Source organism: Rickettsia endosymbiont of Halotydeus destructor, from assembly GCF_049278075.1.
GTDB lineage: Bacteria > Pseudomonadota > Alphaproteobacteria > Rickettsiales > Rickettsiaceae > Rickettsia.
Map to the genome: position 1 here is coordinate 114,804 of NZ_JAPNPB010000002.1, position 18,461 is coordinate 133,264.

Sequence of the window (18,461 nt, forward strand, 5' to 3'; positions counted from 1 at the left end):
GGAACAAATGAGGATAAAACCTGTTTAAAGTAAAAAATTGTAAGTATGGTGTCATACCCCTCTTATTTTACTATTTCTTCTATCAAATCACTTAAAAATTTATGCCCTACTTTTTTTCTTTTTAATAAATTTTGTGAAGCTTGTTCTAACATGCCAGGATTTTTTATTAACATTAATATCTTATCTGCTAATTTTTCTTCAGAAGTATCACTTTGCGCCATACACCATCCTGCTCCCGCATCTTCTAATAATTTTGCATTATAATATTGATGATTGTCTGCAGCCGTCGGCAAAGGAATAAGAATAGCTGGCAAACCTATATAAGTTAACTCTTCTATGGTTGAGGCCCCTGCTCTTGAAATTACTAAATCTGTATTTTGATATTGATGAGCAATATCGTCAAAAAATTCTGCTAATTTATAAGAGATATTTAATTTTGAGTATATTTTTTTAATCTCTGCTTGATCATCGCTTGCCGCTTGCTGAACTATATGCAATTTTAATTTTGGATGTTTTTGCATTAGAAGCTTTATACCCGCAGGTAATAATTCAGAAAATATTCTAGCTCCCTGACTACCCCCGAAAATAAATATCCTGAAGGTATCGTTGCTAGCGAAAATCTTGTCATTCCGTGGCTTGACCACGGAATCTAGACTTTTTATCAATAATCCCCTAGGTTGCCACGTCATAGCTTCGCCGCTCTTCGTAACGCCATAACGGTTTATATTTCTAATACTTTCTCTAACTATTCCACCAGTAATTACTATTTTATTTTCCGAAATATTAGTTAGATTCTTAGTTTGCTCATAAGATAAAGCAATTTTTGTAGCAAATTTTGCAAAAAACTTATTAACTTTTCCGAGATAAGAATTTTGTTCATGGATTATAATCGGTATCCTTAGCCACATTGCCGCAAACATTGAAGACACAACCGGATATCCTCCGAAGCCGACTACGACGCTTGGTTTAAGGCTATGTAATAGTTTAACGGATTTAAGCACGCTCCTAAACAAAGCTATAAAAAATCTAATTTTTTGTAGGGAAGAGGCAGAATATCTTTTTAAATCTATTATATGAAACGTCAATTTTGCCTTTTGAATTCTACCAATTCCCAAATTAAAGTGTACAGGAGTAATTTGATTGGTGAGTGCCCGCAGCCTATACTTAATAGGTGAGGACACGAGTCCATGAGAAATTGCTTCTGTACATTTAATTTCGGAATTTGGTATGTATTTCTGGCACCTAAGGTCAGTTATAAAATGAACTTCATATCCTCTGGTTATTAATTCTTCTCCAATAGCTTTTGCTACAAAAAAATGCCCTCCTGTGCCTCCTGCTACCAAAATTATTTTTTTCATATCAATAGTGTAAAATTCTATAGGAGGTCAACGGAGTCTTATATCTGGTAAAACCTAACAGCATGCCAGTTGCTATAGCTATGGCAAGGGTTGAAGATCCACCATAACTAATAAAGGGTAACGTCATACCCTTAGTAGGCAATAAATGCAGCGTTACGCTGATATTAATAATTGATTGTAAACCCAACTGAGCAATTATCCCGCTTGCAGCAAATTGAATAAATTTATCTTTTTCATTTACCACTTTAACAAAACTTCTTAGCACTATAAAAGCAAATATCCCGATAACAATTAAACAGATAATTGCACCGAATTCTTCTCCGGCAACTGCAAAAATAAAATCCGTATGTGAATCAGGTAACACCTGCTTGACTGCCCCCTCACCAGGGCCACGGCCATATAAACCACCATGCTCAAAAGCTCTTAAAGACTTACTAACCTGATAATTTTCACTACTATCAGGATCTAGAAAAGAATTGATTCTTTGAGTCACGTGCGGCAACCAAAAATAAGCGATACTTACTCCTACCATTCCAATAAAGCTAGTTAGTGTAATCCAGAATATTGGCATACCGGCAATAAAAAGCTGAATACCGAAAACTGCTGTAATCATTACTAGCATGCCAAAATCAGGTTGAATAATCAATAATAAGGCAACAATAGAATAGAGAATAATACTAACAGAAAAGCTTGGGAAATCTTTTTCAAATTTCAATGATAATATCCAACCTATAACCACTGCAAAAAACGGTTTTATAAATTCCGACGGTTGAATCGATAAACCAAAAATATTAATCCAGCGCGTAGCTCCTTTCACTTCGTAACCAAAAAATTTAACCAGAATTAGTAATATTACGCTCAAAATAAAACCTAGTATGGCAAATCGTTTAAGCCATTTCTTATTAAAACATGAAAATAATATTATAATTCCAGAGGCCGCACTTAAATAAAATATTTGCCTCGAAGAAAAATAATTTTCCTCTAGACCAATTCTATTTGCGACTGCCGACCCGGATGTAGTAACTAACATTAGGCTAAAAGCAAATAAAATCATTAATGAAATCACAATTTGCTGATCGGTATTACGCCACCACAATTTAATAAAATTATTAGATATTTGGTTATTTTGTGACATTTTAATCTATCTTCTCCGAACACAAATTAATAAATAACTCGCCTCGCTGTTCAAAGCTTTTAAACTGATCGTATGAAGCGCAAGCAGGAGCAAGTAATATATTTTTAACTCCTTCTTTATCTTTACTAGCATCTTCGTAAGCGCCCTTAAATGCTTGCTCTAGATCATCACATATTTCAAAATCTACTTTACCTTTAAGAGTTTCCGCAAATATTTCTTTAGCTTCTCCAAACAAATAAGCTTTTTTAATTTTATCGAATAAAGGTTTGATTTCTTCAATTCCTCCTTCTTTAGCTATCCCTCCCGCTAGCCAGTAGACGTTATCAAGAGCTTTAATTGACTGTAAGGCAGCTATAGCATTCGTCGCCTTACTATCATTATAAAAGTTTATATCATTCACATTCCCGATATATTGCATCCTATGCGGCAAACCGCGAAATTGCTTTATAGCTTCAAGTATTTGCGAAGATTTGACTTTCATAGATCTTGCAGCGGCATAGCTTGCTGCTATATTTTCATAGTTATGCAACCCCTGAAGATTTCTATTAAATGGCAAAGCAAAACTTTCATCAGCAAAAAATTTATCATAAATTTTATCTTTAACAATTGAAATTCCTTTATCAAGGATTTCAAGAACTGAAAAAGCAACAACATTTATATTTTGATTTTGTTTCAGCCTTAAAAAGATTTCTTTACAATAATCGTTATCGATATTAATTATTGCATAATCGCCTTTACTCATACGATCAAAAATTTTACATTTGGCAGTAATATAGCTATTCATATCTTTATGTCTGTCTAAATGATCAGGGGTAATATTGAGAAGTACGGCTATATTTGCTTTAAAAGTTTTTATTAGATCTAATTGGAAAGAAGATAATTCAAGCACGTAACCTGCTTTACCGACTCCGGCTTTTAAAGCAGGAATACCTATATTCCCAACCGCGGGATAATCAAAACCGTTTGAATTTAAAATATGACTGATTAAGGCAGTACTAGTACTTTTACCGTTTGTACCGGTAACAGCAATAAAATTGGAATTTTTAGACTTTTCAAATAATAAATCTATATCTGAAGTAATAGGAATATTATAACGACCTGCTAACTCCACTATTTCATGCTCCAATGAAACACCGGGACTTAGTATGATTTTATCGCAGCTTTGCCATTTCGGACTCGTTAAATCGGCTAAGTATTTCTCTCCGTAAAAACCTGCAAATATGTCTCGGTTATTTTTAACATCATCATAAACGATTATTTGCGCTTCATCTTTCAATATTTCATAAACAGATATACCAGTTTTACCGAGACCGAAAATACCGATATTTTGCTTTTGCGATGAGGTAATCATTATGATTATGTATTACTATTTCTTATGTCATTCCCGTGAAAACGGGAATCCAGAAAAAACACTTTATAAGTCATGCTGAACTTGTTTCAGGATCTTTTGCAAGAGATGCTGAAACAAGTTCAGCATGACAAGACTGGATTCTCGCCTTCGCAGGAATGACATAAAGCAATTAATTCATTTCTTGTATTAAAGCTTTCTCACCCTCATTAAACCCTCCGGGTACATACCCTTTATTGTTAGGCAGCTGTTGAGAAGCGGGGGCCGGCAAATCATAATGCGGCGGAACCTCCAGCATTTTACTACGCTGAACTTGATATTCATTAGGCCCGGAGGTAGATATACCGACGGTTTCTTTTAATTTTTTATTACATGCAGATGTAACTACCAAAATAGTAAATAATAAAAAAATTATACGCACTTAATTACCTTTAAATTAAAAATTAGTATCTTTATATTCTGCCTGACGGATTTTTTCTGCCATAGCTTCAATTTGTGCTTTATCATAATCAGCCTTTGTTTTTTCTTCAACAATTTTTTTACTATTATAAAAATCTCTTATTAAGACAAATACTCCAAGCGAAATAAAACAATCAGCTAAATTAAACACAGGAAAACTATAATCGTAATAATGGAAATGTATAAAATCAAATACTGCACCACGAGCGAATCTATCTACTAAATTCCCAATAGCGCCGCCAATTACAAAGCTATAGCTGGCAAAAGCGGTAATACTAGTAGAACGAATCATCATATAATATAAATAACATACAATAATTGTATTAGTTACTACAAAAAAACTGTTACTATACTGATAATAATTTCGCATTAGTCCAAAACTAATACCGTAATTCCAGCTATATACCATATCCAAAAAAGAGGTGAGCTTTAACGTTAATCCTGGTTTCCACCTTAAATTGTTAATAAACCACCATTTTGTTATTTGGTCGATAATTACTAAAGTAATTATTATACGGCTACTACGAGCAAAGGTTAAATATAATTTTTTTAATTTTAAAAGTAACGGCATATTTATATTTTATTGTAGAGAAGATAAGAAGCTTTATTTATCAGTTTAATGCGTTCAAGCCGTAGAGCGTCTCGATGTCATGTCGTGGCTTGACCAGCGTTGTTGCATGGCTCTTAAAAGCGCTCGATGTCATTCCCGCGAAGGCGGGAATCTAGAAACTAAAAGGCGTAAACACTATAAATTTTACAACTAAAAGCTTAAATTATTTTACCTTTTTCTGGATTCCCGCCTTCTCGGGAATGACATCGGAGAATTTGGTATAATTTCCGAGCCATGCAACAACGCCGGCCTGACCACGGTATGACACATGAAACTTACAAAGACACTTCCGCGTTGCTATCGATTTTTAATTCTTTATCAAGTTTAATGCTTAATGTTTTGATTTCTTTCTTAAACTGGTTAAATTTTACTAGATTCTTGCCATTTAGTTCTATGCCTGGTGTAGTTTTAACCGACATAGGGTTAACGTTTTTGCCATTAATTTCAACTTCATAATGTAAATGCGGTCCCGTAGCTTTACCGGTACTTCCGACGTAAGCAATTACCTGCCCTTGTTTTACTATACTACCGACTTTAAGATTTTTTGCAAAGCTAGTAGCATGAGCATACGCAGTAGATAACGTACCGCTATGTTTTATTTTTACAAAATTTCCATAACCGGATTTCCAGCGCATTTCTGTTATTACCCCGTTACCGGCAGAAGATATAGGCGTGTTTTTCGGAGCGGCAAAATCAACTCCTTTATGCATTTTCGTATAACCAAGAATTGGATGTTTTCTATTGCCGTAATGTGAAGAAACTCGAATAAGTTTTAACGGTGTCTTTAGTAAACTTCTTTTTACGCTTTTACCGTCTTCAGAAAAAAAACTATGATTATTTTGCATATTATCATGTGAATAACGATAAATATTATATTCCTTACCTGACAAATTTAATGAAACGTATAAAATTTTGCCATGATGAGAAAACTTCCCATCTTCCGTTACATATTTTTCCGTTATAACCGTTGCGGTATCACCACTTTTTATTTGACGCTGAAAATCTATCTGATAAGCATAAGCGTTTATCAGCTCTATTATACTATTGTTTGACAGACCAAGGCTTTTAAGAGCCGACATAAAATTTGAGTTAATAACTATTGAGGATTTAGCAAGCTCTTTATTTAAAGGAATAATTACATTTTGGACAAGAAAATCATCGTTTTCTCTAATAACTTCAATAGTTTTTAATTTATCGACCGCAATAGTTATTTTATTTAAAAAAGATATTTCAGAAGCTAAATCTTCTTCAGCATTTTCAGTAATTTTTGTTTCATATTCAAAATTAATTTGCTGTCCTATCTTCAGTGTAGCCTCTAATTTACCACTTTTTACTAACCTGACAATTTTTTCTATATCTACTTTAGGAATATTTTGCGCAGTAAGAATAGTTTTTAAGGTATCTCCCTTCTTAACTATTACAGTTTGTGAGAAAATATTTTCCTGAAAATCTTCAGGCTCTGCTTGTACTAATTTTATCGATAAGGTATCATTAACATATTTATTAACACTAGATGACACAAACGCAACTAAAGCAATAAATAATAATAACGACGAGTAATTAAGGATTTTTTTTAGGCGTGAACTAATAGCAGGGTTTATTAGTATAGAATCTAAATTATATGGTAGTATTGTAGTTTTCATTAAAATTGCCGATCTTATGAGATAAAATTTTCACATATAAATCTAATATGACTTATGAGGAAACAAATTACAATAAAAATTTATATAATTTTTTGCTTTAATAAAACTTCATATCATTTTATATTGACTATATTAAACATAAACCTTAAAGACATATCCAGCTACAAATTATGAAAAACATCGTTATACTTCTTGGTCTATTGCTAATCAATACTACTTGCTTAGCTTCAGAGCCGCAGCCTTGGCAAATGTTATTTCAACCGCCAGCAAGTCCTTTAATGGAAGAATTAAATTGGTTTCATAATTTTTTACTTTTCATCTCCGGCGCTATTGTCCTTTTTGTTGTTGGCTTACTAGCTTATGTATGTGTTAAATTTAACGCTAGAGCTAACCCTGTACCGGCTAAATTTTCTCATAATATTTTGATTGAAATAATTTGGACCATAATCCCGATAATAATCTTGATTATTATTGCCGTACCGTCTTTTAGGATTTTACGCTTTGCCGAAAAAATACCGCAAGCTGATATAACTATTAAAGTCGTCGGCTATCAATGGTATTGGCATTATATATATCCTGATCAGGGTAATATAGAATTTGATAGTATTATGATCCCTGACGAGAATTTGAAAGCCGGACAAAAAAGATTGTTAGACGTCGATAATCGCATTATCATACCTGAAAATGCAACCGTAAGATTTCTCATTACTGCTGGTGACGTAATACATAGTTTTGCCGTGCCATCACTTGGCTTTAAAATAGATGCCGTACCAGGAAGAATTAACGAAACATGGACAAGAATTGCTAAAAAAGGTGTATATTACGGTCAATGCTCCGAGCTTTGCGGCATTAATCACGGCTTTATGCCAATTGCTATAGAGGTAGTCAGCAAAGAGGATTTTGACAATTGGGTCGCGAGTAAGGATAAATGAGATATGAGAAAGGATTGTTGCGTGGATAGATACAGCATATTCTATGTCGTTTCCGTGCCTCTATGTTATTCCTGCGAAAACGGGAATCCAGAAAAAATAACCTTAATATAGTATAAAATTATATATTGAATAATACTTTTTCATATGACTAGCCACAATAACCTTTATCCTCATCTTTTTCCTAAACAAGTGAAAGAAACGATATTCTTAAAACATTTTATCCATAATCCTAACATAATAGTAGGTGATTATACCTATTATAGTGATTCCAATAATCCTGAGAAATTTGAATATAAAAATGTTCGAGGAGCTTATTTCGTTAAATTGATTATAGGTAAATTTTGTGCTATCGCTATGGGTACTAATTTTATAACCGATGATATGAATCACCCAATGGACGGGTTTTCTACTTACCCTTTCTTTATTTTTGAAAATTGGAATAATTATACGCCTTCTCCTGATAAAAGAAGAGATACAATTATAGGAAATGATGTATGGTTTGGTACAAACTCTACTATCATGCCCGGAGTTAATATAGGTAACGGTGCAATTATCGGTGCTTGCTCCGTTGTAACGAAAGACGTACCTCCTTATAGTATCGTTGTCGGCAATCCTGCAAAGATAGTACGCCAAAGATTTCCCGACGAAATAATTGAGCAATTACTTAAAATTAAATGGTGGGATTGGGATTATGATAAAATCACCCGTAATATCTCGGCAATAGTCGGAGCGAATATTGAGAAATTAAACCAGGCAAAATGATAATGAGTGAAGAAGAGTATAGAAATCAACCGGATGTGCTTAATGATCTTGAATGGCAAAAGGCTTTTTATTATACGCTGAGTCGCTTTTAGATAATATAGCAATTATGATACCAAAATTGCTAAAGAAAGTAATTTCTCTTTTAAAAAAATCACCTATATCTTTTGTAGGTTTAAGTTTTGTAAATTACATAATAACTAAAAATAAACCAAAAGATCAAATAAAGCTTGAGAAGATATTAAAATTATATGTAAATAACCTTAAGAGACAAAATATTAAATATAATCTTCCTGATTTTTAAGGAAAATGATACAATATTTTTGATGTTATTTTTGTGCCTCTATGTCATTCCTGCGAAAACGGGAATCCAGAAAAATATTTATACTTATCATTACGAGGAGTGTTTATATTTGTCATTGCGAGGAGCGTAGCGACGCGGCAATCCTTCTTAGATTTCATAAGATTGCTTCGTCGGCATACATGCCTTCTCGCAATGACGGAAGAGATAGGTCTGGATTCCCGCCTGCACGGGAATGACATAATTGCTATACACGAACAAACAAAATAAAAAATTAACACAAGCAAAATAACAATTATGAGTATAACTACTAACGACCTAAATCACGATGACCATCACATCCCTTACGGTTGGCGGAGGTGGCTTTTTTCGACTAATCACAAGGATATCGGCATTATGTATATCATATTTGCGATCTTTGCCGGAATTGTCGGGGGGTTGTTTTCACTACTGTTTAGGCTAGAGCTGGCTATGCCGGGCGGGCATTTTCTAAATCATGATTTCCAATTATATAACGTACTGATCACTGCTCACGCAGTAATTATGGTGTTTTTTATGATTATGCCGGCTTTGTTCGGCGGCTTCGGTAATTATTTCGTACCGCTACTAATAGGTGCGCCGGATATGGCTTTTCCCCGTCTTAATAATATCAGCTTCTGGCTATTAGTTCCTGCTTTTCTATTACTTATGCTTTCGGCATTTGTTGACGGCGGCCCTGGCACGGGTTGGACGCTCTACCCTCCTTTAAGTAGTTTAAGCGGACATCCGGGAGCTGCGGTGGATATGGCTATTTTCAGCTTGCATTTAACGGGGCTATCTTCAATTCTCGGCTCAATTAATCTAATCGTTACTATCTTTAATATGCGTGCCCCAGGTATGGGATTATTTAAAATGCCGTTATTCGTTTGGTCTATTTTAGTTACAGCATTCTTAATAATTCTCGCTATGCCTGTACTTGGCGGTGCTATCACCATGTTATTAACGGATCGTAATTTCGGTACTAACTTTTTCAAACCTGACGGCGGCGGCGATCCGGTATTATTTCAGCATTTATTTTGGTTTTTCGGTCACCCTGAAGTATATATAGTAGTATTGCCCGGCTTCGGAATAGTTAGCCAGGTTATATCTACATTCTCTCGCAAACCGATATTCGGCTACCAGGGTATGGTTGCCGCTATGGCTATTATCGGCTTTGTTGGCTTTATAGTCTGGGCGCATCACATGTTTACTGTTGGGCTTTCGTATAATGCTCTAATATATTTCACCGCCGGCACAATGATTATTGCCGTGCCGACTGGGATCAAAATATTTAGCTGGATTGCAACGATGTGGGGAGGTTCGCTTACTTTTCCAACGCCGATGTTATTCTCAATAGGATTTATTATATTATTCACTATCGGCGGTGTTACTGGTATAATTCTATCAAATTCGGCACTCGACAGAGTGTTACATGATACTTATTATGTCGTGGCACATTTCCATTATACGATGTCGCTCGGTGCTTTATTCACGGCATTTGCCGGATTTTATTACTGGTTCGGTAAAATGTCTGGGAAACAGTATCCTGAAATACTTGGAAAAATCCATTTCTGGGTTACTTTTATTGGAGTAAACCTAACATTTTTCCCGCAGCATTTTCTAGGACTTGCCGGTATGCCAAGACGAATACCCGACTACCCTGAGGCTTTTGCTGGCTGGAATATGGTATCGTCCATAGGCGCCGCTATTTCTATGGGCGCTGCTCTTTATTTCGTATTTATTGTTTTCTATACGTTAAAATATGGTAAAGAATGTCCGGCTAATCCATGGGGAGAAGGTGCTGACACTTTAGAATGGACTCTTACTTCACCTCCGCCGTTCCATACGTTTGAAGTACCGCCACATATTGAAGATTAATTTATGAGCGATTATACATATTGCGGTGCTTGGCGGAGATTTGGGGCTTATCTTTGTGACTCAAATAATTTATACTGGTCCTTATTTGAAAGCTCTAAAATGCACGCTACTCCAGGAAAGTACTTATTGAATATAAAAATAACAAACAAAAACGGAACAAAAATTAATTTTTTAAAGTCTTTTTCTAGGTTACTATTATATCTAATAATAATTATATTTGGATTTGGAATAGCAGGAATAATAAATTTACTTTGTATAATTTTTACCAAAGAAAAAACCTCCATACCTGATATGATTTGCGGTACGCGAGTAGTAAGGCGATAAAAATCAATTAAAGATTAATTTATGATTTTTAGGAGATTCCTTGCTTTTTTAATTGATAAGCTCATAATTATTTTTATCACTGAAATTTTAGAAATAACTCTTATTATATTAATATTCTTTTTTGTCAACATAACAGAATTTAATATAACAGAGTTTAGTCTAATAAACTTGTGGTTTTCGATAAAGGCTTCTATTTTATATATTGCTTGGGGTACTGTTGTTTTTTGGTATATTTCTCTACCTTTTTTGTTTATTATGGGTTCTTTTTATTTTGCTTATTTTGAATCTTCAAAATCACAAGCTACTCCCGGTAAGCAATTATTAAATATGAAATTAATCGACATGTATGGCCATAGGCTTGATTCTGTTGAGGTCTTTTTTAGATACACTGCTCTTTTCCTTATCAATATAACAATAATAGGTTTTATAATAAACGTTATTTTTATGCTTTTTAATAAAGACAGAAAAATGCTTCATGACATATTTTTTAATACCAGAGTGGTCAGACGATAAATTAATATAAGGAACTCTTTCATTGCGAACGAATTGTTGTATGATCCTATAAAAACAGCAGTATGTCATTCCCGTGAAAACGGGAATCCAGCTTATACCAGTCATTGCAAGCGACTGCAGGGAGCGTGGCAATCTCTCTTAGATTTAATTAGATTGCTTCGTCGGCATAAATGTTTTCTCGCAATGATAGAAAAAGAAAAACCTGGATTCCTGCCTTCGCAGGAATGACATCGGGAACGTTCGTACACTACTGGGTCAAACCATGTATGGACACTGTAATATACGTGAGCACAGGTGAATTCTGAAAAATTCGCTTGTGTCAAGTTTCCTGAATGACGCTGTTAGGCATTCGTAGCTCAGCTGGATAGAGCATTGCCCTCCGAAGGCAAAGGTCGTTGGTTCAAATCCAATCGAATGCACCAAGTTTATGATTATATACTGCTATTATTTTACTAGATCTAGTTCATAAACCTATAGTACCGGACAATTTTTACTCTATGTCATTCCCGCGCAAGCGGGAATCCAGGCTAAAAAATAGTCATGCTGAATTTATTTCAGTATCTTTTTCAAGAGATGCTGAAACAAGTTCAGCATGACAAAGAAAAGACTAGATTACTAGATTCCCGCCTTCGCGGGAATGACATAGAGTATTTTTATAATAACTGAAATCTCTTATTAGAATATTCGTTAATCGGTTGCCAAAATAAACGATTTATCAGCACGACAAATAGCGACATCACCCCAATTCCTAGGATTATTTTATTAAAATCTGCTGCTACTGTCATTTCTGCTATATAACTTCCAAGGCCTTTAGCTACTATTTTCTGATTACCGAAATTAATAACCTCGGCAACGATGCTTGCATTCCACGCTCCACCACAAGCGGTAATAGCGCCGACAATAAAATAAGGAGCTATTGCCGGTAATATTACTTTTTTCCACCATTCCAAACCTTTAACGTTTAAAATTTTTGCTACGTCTTTAAGATCACTCGGCAAAGCCGACACTCCGACTATAACGTTAAATAATATATACCACTGTGTCCCTACAATCATTAAAGGGCTAAGCCAAATATTAGGATTTAAATCGTATTTAGTTATGACAATAAAAACTATTGGAAATAATAAATTTACTGGGAAAGCTGCAAAAAATTGAGTAAAAGGCTGAACGATTGCCGTTAACCGAGGACGTAAGCCGATATATATACCGATAGGCACCCAAAATAGCGATGCCAGAATTATCAATATTACGATTCTTAATAAAGTAATTGATGCCAAAATAAATACTTTAACAATCTCATGCCAACCAACATTTTGTAAAAAAGAACCTATATAAAAAAGAGTAATTGCACCACTAAATATCAACGTCAAATACCATAAATAATTTAACCATACTTTATTATGATTATTTTCTACAATTTTGGGATTAATTACGGCAATACTGTTAAATAAAGAAGAATAGAGAAGAAATTTTACAATAAATGCTAAGGGAGAAAAAAGTTTTTTAATAATTATGCTTTGTTGAAATATAGTTAATACCCATGAATAACCTGATTTAGCTCCTGTGGATGTTTCATAGCGGAATCTTTCCGACCATACTATGAGCGGACGTAATAATAGCTGATCATATAGTATAATTATTAACGACATTGCTAGCACCGCATACAATATTGCTGCTGTATTTTGTTGTTCAATTGCTAAATATATATATGAGCCAATACCGGGTAAAGTGATTTTGTTGTTTCCTACCATAATTACTTCGGATGCTACCACAAAAAACCAGCTACTAGACATGGATATTACCATATTCCAAGCCAATGAAGGAATGGCAAAAGGCACTTCTATTTGCCAAAATTTCCGCCACCCAGACATTTTAAAAACACTCGCCACATCGTTTAATTCTTCCGGTACGGTTTTAAAGGACTGGTAACAGCTAAAAATCATATTCCAGACCTGCGAAGTAAAAATTGCAAATATCGCCGCACATTCTGCTCCCATAATACTGGAAGGAAAAAGAGCCAAAAAAGCCGTAATGGTAAAAGAAATATAGCCTAGAATCGGCACCGACTGCAAAATATCTAATAACGGAATTAAAATTTGTTCTAAACGAGAATTTTTAGCAGCAAGCGTTGCATATATAAGAGTAAAAATTAAAGAGATGACCATTGCAATCATCATTCGTAAAACAGTTCTAAAAGAGTAAGCTATTAAATTACTATATTCGAGCGAGACCGGGTCGAGCGTTAAAGTATTTAACGGCTCGGTCATTTCCTTTAAGCCCCAGGATATAAATATAAAAGCAGCAATAACTAAACTAAACGCCAAAAAATTAAAAAATAATGATACGCTATTCTTTTTCTTATATAAAAAATATTTAGCAGGGTGCAGCATTATTCAATAATCTCCGTCATTTTCGTTTGTTTTAATAGTTTTTCTACTTTCGCTGCATTATCAAAACCATGATCATAATGAAAACGAATATCCGGTGAAAATTTCATATTAATTTTCTGAGTTACAAAATTCCGAATAGCATATTTAGATTTATTTAAAGCTTCTATTAATTCTGCTTCTTTTAAATTAGTATTAAAAGGCAAAAAATAACAATTAGCGATTTTTAAATCAGCCGTTACTAAGACTTTTGTAATTGTTATTGGACAATCAAAAAGCCGCACATCAAGCATACGGCCACGTCTTAATATTTCAATTAAAGCTTCGTTTATTAAAGTTGCTACTTTGTGCTGTCGGTGTGAATTTGTTTTTTCTAGTTTTTTCATATTTTTTAAAGTAATTAATTTTTAGTACATGATATTTACGTTTTTTTGTCATGCTGAACTTGTTTCAGCATCTTTTTTAGTAGATCCTGAAATAAATTCAGGATGACTATTATTACTGGATTCCTGTTTTCACGGGAATGACATTTTAATAATTTTCATATTATATACAATACAATTCCATAATAACATGCTTTTACTACACAACCAACGCTTAAAAACTTTAAAAAATTTATTCTAAAAAAGCCGGCAAATAAAGAAATAAAACTACCCCAGAAAGGAAAAACCATTAGAGAAAGCAAAATTACATCATATTTTAAACAAAATTGTGCAAATTTTTTATGTCTTAATATATTTTGCTCATTTCGAGAAAAATAAAAAATATTTAGTAATATTCTGCCGAAAATATAATTTACGGTAATAGCAGCCATAGAAGCACTAACGGCTACCGGCAGCATCATTAAAGGATTATAAACTCCAAACATCTTCATCGAGTGGAATATTAGTTCTCGCTGAAATCCTATAACTAGATTAGAGACGAAACTATCGATAAATAATAAGCTGTATGTTTCAAATGGCGTCATATTAATATTTTAAAATAAATGTTTTAAATTATAATTTATATTAGTAGTATACTCAAATGATTTCAAGAATTGCTCTATCATTAAATAAAAATAATTAACAATGAAAAAACAAATTATTTATCCTAAACTAATTCCACGGATTTTTTGCACCGCTTTAGATTTAGCTTTATTATCCCTTATAACATTTCCTATTTTACATTTTTGTTCTTCTTGGTTAATGGTTTTCTTCTATAAGGATTATTTTATTAAATATAATATTGAGTTATATAATTATGCTAATATGTTTGTTGCTACAATAAGACCGGAATTTTTTGCATATCTTAAATTAGGAAATTTTAATAAATATATTTTTTATAATATTTCAATGCTAATAACTAATTTAACAGTAATCGGCTCTTATTTTGTTGGATTTTGGTATTATAAGGGCGCAACACCAAGTAAAATGATTATGCACATGAAAATAGTCGATGCAATAACTTTTGCAAAACCGACATTATGGCAGTTAATAAGAAGATTCTTAGGCTATATGACCTTCCCCTTCGGTATTTGGCTGATTCTTTTTTCCTCGCAAAAACAAGCATTACATGATAAAATTGCCGGTACGGTAGTTATAAAAAATTAAAAATATATGGATGATACCAACGAAATTGATCAACTAATTTATCTTTTTTCTAAATTGCCTGGTCTTGGCGGACGATCTGCCAGGCGAATTGTTTTATATTTGTTACAAGACAAAGATATAAGATTGAAAGGATTAATTACGAATTTAATAAATGTTGAGAATAAAATAGTAAAATGTGATATTTGCGGCAATATGGATACAACGACTACCTGCCGTATTTGCTCGTCGCCTGTGCGAGATAAATCGGTTATCGCTATCGTGGAAACGGTTGCAGAGTTATGGGCTATGGAGCGTAGCGGCATTTTTAAAGGTCAGTATCATGTGCTTGGACATAATTTATCGGCAACAGCTAGGCAAAACCCTTCCGTATTAAGGCTACCCGAGTTGCTTACTAGATGCCAGGAAGAAAATATTGAGGAAGTTATTATAGCTACTAACTCCACTTTAGAAGGTCAAACTACCGCTTATTTTATTACTGAATATCTAAAATCTTATCCTGCTAAAATTTCCCGCCTGGCAAGCGGTATACCTATCGGCGGCGAATTGGATTATCTGGATGAAGGAACTTTGTCGGCAGCTATTACTCTCCGCCAACCATTTGAATAGTTTTATAAATGTGCATACTGCTCGTATTTCAAGAATTGAATTTTATTTTGAAGGGTAAGCACGCACAGCTTATACTTAATAAGTGAGCATGCGAATCCCTGATAAAATGAAAGAGCAATTCTTGAAAGATGAGTAGTATGAAATCTGTTTTACTTACTAGAAGTACTGAAGGAAATAAGGAAACTATTGAAGAAATAGCTAGGTATAATATTAATAATTTAAAATTTAATTATATACATTGTCCGTTAATTGAATATAAAAATTTAAATTTTACCTCGAAGATTCTAAATGATTATTCTAATATAATTATTACTAGTAAATATGCTGCCCATATCCTTAAAGAGCAGTCAAAAGATAGTAATTATAATGTTTGGGTAGTTGGGGAATCTTCAAAAATAATTTTAGAGAGTAGCGGCTTTATAGTAAAATATGTGGCGAAAAACGTTGGTGACCTGATTGAATATTTTCCACCTGACTTATATAATCAAGCTATATACTTATCTTCCAACGAAATCACCCACGATTTACCATCACAAATAAAGCGGAAAATCATCTATAAGGTCAAATATTTAAATAAACTATCTCCATCATTTGACTGTATTGATTATGTTTTACTCTACTCACAAAATAGTGCTAAAACCTTACTAAACCTGTTAAGACAAAATAATTTATTAGAATCGCTGCAAAATTCATTATTCATAACTATTAGCCTAAAAGTAGCAAATATAATTAGACCTTTTTTTAAAAATGTGGTTTATTGTGATGATGAAAATCCTTATAAAATAATAAATTTATTAATCCGCAATGCAGAAAGTCAAAACTAAGAGTATTTTTTCTATAGCGATAATATTAATATTTATACTTCTCGCTTTTATGCTTTATCATGATAGAGCTAAAATTTTTAAATTATTTAGTGATAAAATTACTTCTTATAAGGAAGATATTTTACCTGTAAAGGACTCTACCGACCTTGTAGCTGATGATACTAAACAACCGCCGGAATCTTCTTCGACTAAGTCTTTAATAAATTACGTAAATTCATTTATTCCCCCTCCTATCCCTACTACAAAAAATGATTTTAATATAAATGGTTATCGTGGTTACCTATTAAATGTAAATCTATTAATATTTAATTTTTTACAAGATAAAAGCTATAATAAAGAATTACAAGCAATAGAGATAATATCGTTACCAACAGAAATAAAAAATATTTTAGCCGACTTAAATAATTATAATAATAATTATTTACTTGATAAAATTGAAGATAGTGAAAAAGTTTTTCCTACTGATAGATATTTATGGTTAGAAAAATTCATAAAAATAGAAAAGAAATCTCCTGCTAAAAAAGAACAAGAAAAATTACATGTTGATATTATGAAAAAGTTAGAGTTTTTTATTAACTTTTTTTATTCAGAAAAATTTATCCTGTGTCATCCTGAATTTATTTCAGGATCTCTTTTAATAGATTCTGAAACAAGTTCAGCATGACTTTTTGAGTATTTATATGTTCCGACTCCTTATAATATGCATTATCTTTTTACTTCTCTATCTTGGCTTTTCCTTAGTTGAAGAGAGGGACTCAGGAGTTGTTTTGACCTTATACGACTATCATATAGAAACTACCTTTTTTTCTCTTTTTGCTTTTGAAATATTAGCATTAATAGTAAGTTTTATCCTCATCAAAATTTTAATATTAATTATTGATCTACCCACGCAAATACAAAATATTTTTACCGAGCGCAAAATTAATAATAATCAATATTCGCTTGTGAGATCGTTATCGGAATATATTATAGGTAATAAAAATAAAGCCGCCTCTATTGCCCGAAAAATCCTAAATCTCAAAAAAGAAAACAAAGAATTTCATATTTTGATTTTAGCCGAAACCGAAGAAGAAATAAGTAAGAAAATTACGCATTTTCAAGAATTGGAAACTTATAAACAATTTAATTCTTTTGCTGCTAAAAAACTTGCTCTATTATTTTACAATAAAAATTTTTACCAAGAAGCAGAAAGCTATGCTACTAAAGTCTATAACCTGAACGAGTATGATAGCGAAGTTATAGCTATTCTTATTAATTGCTACGGAAAACTTGCATCATGGGGAAAATTTACTTTTGTAGTAGCTAAACTTGCAAGGTTTGACAAAATAAAGCTCATTATTATGAATTCGGAAATTGCTGAATATTATTTATTGGCAGCAAGGAATATGGTAGAAAATAATAAAACTGAAAACGCAATTGAGTATTTAGAAATAGCCTTAAACTTAAATTGCGTAACCCATGAAATATTAGAGCTTTATTTTACTTTAAACCCTAAAATCAATATTAACAAAAAGACTAAAATACTAAAAAATGCTTTTAAAGCTCATCCTTCATTAAAGATAGTCGAAATATCTACAAAATATACAGATTTATTACATACCAAAATTTATGAAGAACTAACCGGGGAGCTAGATGTTAAAGATCATTTAACATTACTGTTAGCTACAGCGGCTTATTTAAATTTACCGGATAAAATAGCAGAGTTAAAAGGCAAACCAAAGCTTTTGTCTTTTTCTGAAGCATAAAGCGTGTTGCATGGATCAAAAAACACTCTCGC

General features: G+C 32.9%; 21 protein-coding genes and 1 tRNA gene. 13 read left to right on the top strand and 9 right to left on the bottom strand.

The genetic code is table 11. The annotated features are described in order from the left end of the window. Positions 1-62 precede the first annotated feature (62 nt). The 6 genes from murG to OTR29_RS02940 all read right to left on the bottom strand — a co-directional run bounded on the left by murG (position 63) and on the right by OTR29_RS02940 (position 6,553). Positions 63-1,358 carry an undecaprenyldiphospho-muramoylpentapeptide beta-N-acetylglucosaminyltransferase gene (murG, locus tag OTR29_RS02915; protein WP_422229168.1) on the bottom strand — a complete coding sequence of 432 codons (1,296 nt, stop codon included), beginning with the start codon at positions 1,356-1,358 and terminating at the stop codon, positions 63-65. A gap of 1 nt (position 1,359) precedes the next feature. Next, the gene (ftsW, locus tag OTR29_RS02920) at positions 1,360-2,493 is read right to left on the bottom strand and encodes a putative lipid II flippase FtsW (protein WP_422229169.1); all 1,134 of its coding nucleotides are present in this window, start codon (positions 2,491-2,493) and stop codon (positions 1,360-1,362) included. A gap of 1 nt (position 2,494) precedes the next feature. Continuing rightward, entirely contained in the window at positions 2,495-3,841 is a 1,347-nt protein-coding gene (murD, locus tag OTR29_RS02925; protein WP_422229301.1) for a UDP-N-acetylmuramoyl-L-alanine--D-glutamate ligase, read from the bottom strand. A 172-nt stretch (positions 3,842-4,013) separates the two neighbouring features. Beyond that, positions 4,014-4,262 (bottom strand): DUF3035 domain-containing protein, encoded by a 249-nt coding sequence (locus OTR29_RS02930; RefSeq protein WP_422229170.1) that lies wholly within the window; start codon positions 4,260-4,262, stop codon positions 4,014-4,016. Between the two features lie 15 nt (positions 4,263-4,277). Next, positions 4,278-4,871: a signal peptidase II gene (lspA, locus tag OTR29_RS02935; protein ID WP_422229171.1), complete on the bottom strand. Its 594-nt coding sequence runs from the start codon at positions 4,869-4,871 to the stop codon at positions 4,278-4,280. Positions 4,872-5,185: 314 nt separating this feature from the next. Then, complete coding sequence (locus OTR29_RS02940; protein ID WP_422229172.1) at positions 5,186-6,553, bottom strand: M23 family metallopeptidase; 1,368 nt, start codon at positions 6,551-6,553, stop codon at positions 5,186-5,188. A gap of 170 nt (positions 6,554-6,723) precedes the next feature. On the opposite strand from OTR29_RS02940, the gene coxB reads away from it, so the two are divergent. The 8 genes from coxB to OTR29_RS02980 all read left to right on the top strand — a co-directional run bounded on the left by coxB (position 6,724) and on the right by OTR29_RS02980 (position 11,944). Beyond that, entirely contained in the window at positions 6,724-7,485 is a 762-nt protein-coding gene (coxB, locus tag OTR29_RS02945; protein ID WP_422229173.1) for a cytochrome c oxidase subunit II, read from the top strand. 144 nt (positions 7,486-7,629) lie between these two features. After that, entirely contained in the window at positions 7,630-8,247 is a 618-nt protein-coding gene (locus OTR29_RS02950) for a CatB-related O-acetyltransferase (RefSeq protein WP_422229174.1), read from the top strand. A gap of 52 nt (positions 8,248-8,299) precedes the next feature. Next, a complete protein-coding gene (locus OTR29_RS02955; protein WP_422229175.1) occupies positions 8,300-8,548 on the top strand; it encodes a hypothetical protein in 249 nt (82 codons plus the stop codon). Positions 8,549-8,842: 294 nt separating this feature from the next. Next, entirely contained in the window at positions 8,843-10,441 is a 1,599-nt protein-coding gene (ctaD, locus tag OTR29_RS02960) for a cytochrome c oxidase subunit I (protein ID WP_422229176.1), read from the top strand. A 3-nt stretch (positions 10,442-10,444) separates the two neighbouring features. Next, positions 10,445-10,765: an RDD family protein gene (locus OTR29_RS02965; RefSeq protein WP_422229177.1), complete on the top strand. Its 321-nt coding sequence runs from the start codon at positions 10,445-10,447 to the stop codon at positions 10,763-10,765. 21 nt (positions 10,766-10,786) lie between these two features. Next, positions 10,787-11,278, top strand: coding sequence for an RDD family protein (locus tag OTR29_RS02970; RefSeq protein WP_422229178.1), 492 nt, complete (start codon positions 10,787-10,789; stop codon positions 11,276-11,278). 345 nt (positions 11,279-11,623) lie between these two features. Then, a tRNA-Arg gene (locus OTR29_RS02975) sits at positions 11,624-11,700 on the top strand. Positions 11,701-11,818: 118 nt separating this feature from the next. Beyond that, positions 11,819-11,944, top strand: coding sequence for a hypothetical protein (locus tag OTR29_RS02980; RefSeq protein ID WP_422229179.1), 126 nt, complete (start codon positions 11,819-11,821; stop codon positions 11,942-11,944). On the opposite strand, the gene OTR29_RS02985 is transcribed toward OTR29_RS02980, so the two are convergent. The 3 genes from OTR29_RS02985 to OTR29_RS02995 form a co-directional block, all read right to left on the bottom strand. After that, positions 11,932-13,545 carry an ABC transporter permease gene (locus tag OTR29_RS02985; protein WP_422229180.1) on the bottom strand — a complete coding sequence of 538 codons (1,614 nt, stop codon included), beginning with the start codon at positions 13,543-13,545 and terminating at the stop codon, positions 11,932-11,934. The genes OTR29_RS02980 and OTR29_RS02985 overlap by 13 nt on opposite strands. Positions 13,546-13,667: 122 nt before the next feature. After that, entirely contained in the window at positions 13,668-14,051 is a 384-nt protein-coding gene (rbfA, locus tag OTR29_RS02990) for a 30S ribosome-binding factor RbfA (RefSeq protein ID WP_422229181.1), read from the bottom strand. 155 nt (positions 14,052-14,206) lie between these two features. Beyond that, positions 14,207-14,632, bottom strand: a complete 426-nt coding sequence (locus tag OTR29_RS02995) for a DedA family protein (protein WP_422229182.1) — start codon at positions 14,630-14,632, stop codon at positions 14,207-14,209. Positions 14,633-14,732: 100 nt separating this feature from the next. On the opposite strand from OTR29_RS02995, the gene OTR29_RS03000 reads away from it, so the two are divergent. From OTR29_RS03000 to OTR29_RS03020, 5 genes are all read left to right on the top strand, one after another. Further along, on the top strand, positions 14,733-15,254 hold the full coding sequence (locus OTR29_RS03000) for an RDD family protein (protein WP_422229183.1): 522 nt from the start codon (positions 14,733-14,735) through the stop codon (positions 15,252-15,254). A 6-nt stretch (positions 15,255-15,260) separates the two neighbouring features. Further along, positions 15,261-15,860 carry a recombination mediator RecR gene (recR, locus tag OTR29_RS03005; RefSeq protein ID WP_422229184.1) on the top strand — a complete coding sequence of 200 codons (600 nt, stop codon included), beginning with the start codon at positions 15,261-15,263 and terminating at the stop codon, positions 15,858-15,860. Between the two features lie 137 nt (positions 15,861-15,997). Then, a complete protein-coding gene (locus tag OTR29_RS03010) occupies positions 15,998-16,684 on the top strand; it encodes a uroporphyrinogen-III synthase (protein ID WP_422229185.1) in 687 nt (228 codons plus the stop codon). Then, positions 16,665-17,348 carry a hypothetical protein gene (locus OTR29_RS03015; protein WP_422229186.1) on the top strand — a complete coding sequence of 228 codons (684 nt, stop codon included), beginning with the start codon at positions 16,665-16,667 and terminating at the stop codon, positions 17,346-17,348. The genes OTR29_RS03010 and OTR29_RS03015 overlap by 20 nt, the downstream gene beginning before the upstream one ends. Before the next feature lie 16 nt (positions 17,349-17,364). Beyond that, complete coding sequence (locus OTR29_RS03020; protein ID WP_422229187.1) at positions 17,365-18,429, top strand: tetratricopeptide repeat protein; 1,065 nt, start codon at positions 17,365-17,367, stop codon at positions 18,427-18,429. Positions 18,430-18,461 lie beyond the last annotated feature (32 nt).

What these genes read in the sequence shown, in the direction of transcription:
- recR (WP_422229184.1), top strand. Translation starts at nt 15,261, where the DNA reads ATGGATGATACCAACGAAATTGATCAACTAATTTATCTTTTTTCTAAA.
- OTR29_RS03020 (WP_422229187.1), top strand. Translation starts at nt 17,365, where the DNA reads ATGTTCCGACTCCTTATAATATGCATTATCTTTTTACTTCTCTATCTT.
- OTR29_RS03015 (WP_422229186.1), top strand. Translation starts at nt 16,665, where the DNA reads ATGCAGAAAGTCAAAACTAAGAGTATTTTTTCTATAGCGATAATATTA.
- murG (WP_422229168.1), bottom strand. Translation starts at nt 1,358, where the DNA reads ATGAAAAAAATAATTTTGGTAGCAGGAGGCACAGGAGGGCATTTTTTT.
- OTR29_RS02970 (WP_422229178.1), top strand. Translation starts at nt 10,787, where the DNA reads ATGATTTTTAGGAGATTCCTTGCTTTTTTAATTGATAAGCTCATAATT.
- OTR29_RS02985 (WP_422229180.1), bottom strand. Translation starts at nt 13,545, where the DNA reads ATGACCGAGCCGTTAAATACTTTAACGCTCGACCCGGTCTCGCTCGAA.
- OTR29_RS02950 (WP_422229174.1), top strand. Translation starts at nt 7,630, where the DNA reads ATGACTAGCCACAATAACCTTTATCCTCATCTTTTTCCTAAACAAGTG.
- OTR29_RS02940 (WP_422229172.1), bottom strand. Translation starts at nt 6,553, where the DNA reads ATGAAAACTACAATACTACCATATAATTTAGATTCTATACTAATAAAC.
- rbfA (WP_422229181.1), bottom strand. Translation starts at nt 14,051, where the DNA reads ATGAAAAAACTAGAAAAAACAAATTCACACCGACAGCACAAAGTAGCA.
- OTR29_RS02980 (WP_422229179.1), top strand. Translation starts at nt 11,819, where the DNA reads ATGCTGAATTTATTTCAGTATCTTTTTCAAGAGATGCTGAAACAAGTT.
- lspA (WP_422229171.1), bottom strand. Translation starts at nt 4,871, where the DNA reads ATGCCGTTACTTTTAAAATTAAAAAAATTATATTTAACCTTTGCTCGT.
- OTR29_RS03000 (WP_422229183.1), top strand. Translation starts at nt 14,733, where the DNA reads ATGAAAAAACAAATTATTTATCCTAAACTAATTCCACGGATTTTTTGC.
- OTR29_RS02965 (WP_422229177.1), top strand. Translation starts at nt 10,445, where the DNA reads ATGAGCGATTATACATATTGCGGTGCTTGGCGGAGATTTGGGGCTTAT.
- ftsW (WP_422229169.1), bottom strand. Translation starts at nt 2,493, where the DNA reads ATGTCACAAAATAACCAAATATCTAATAATTTTATTAAATTGTGGTGG.
- OTR29_RS02995 (WP_422229182.1), bottom strand. Translation starts at nt 14,632, where the DNA reads ATGACGCCATTTGAAACATACAGCTTATTATTTATCGATAGTTTCGTC.
- coxB (WP_422229173.1), top strand. Translation starts at nt 6,724, where the DNA reads ATGAAAAACATCGTTATACTTCTTGGTCTATTGCTAATCAATACTACT.
- OTR29_RS02955 (WP_422229175.1), top strand. Translation starts at nt 8,300, where the DNA reads ATGGCAAAAGGCTTTTTATTATACGCTGAGTCGCTTTTAGATAATATA.
- OTR29_RS03010 (WP_422229185.1), top strand. Translation starts at nt 15,998, where the DNA reads ATGAAATCTGTTTTACTTACTAGAAGTACTGAAGGAAATAAGGAAACT.
- ctaD (WP_422229176.1), top strand. Translation starts at nt 8,843, where the DNA reads ATGAGTATAACTACTAACGACCTAAATCACGATGACCATCACATCCCT.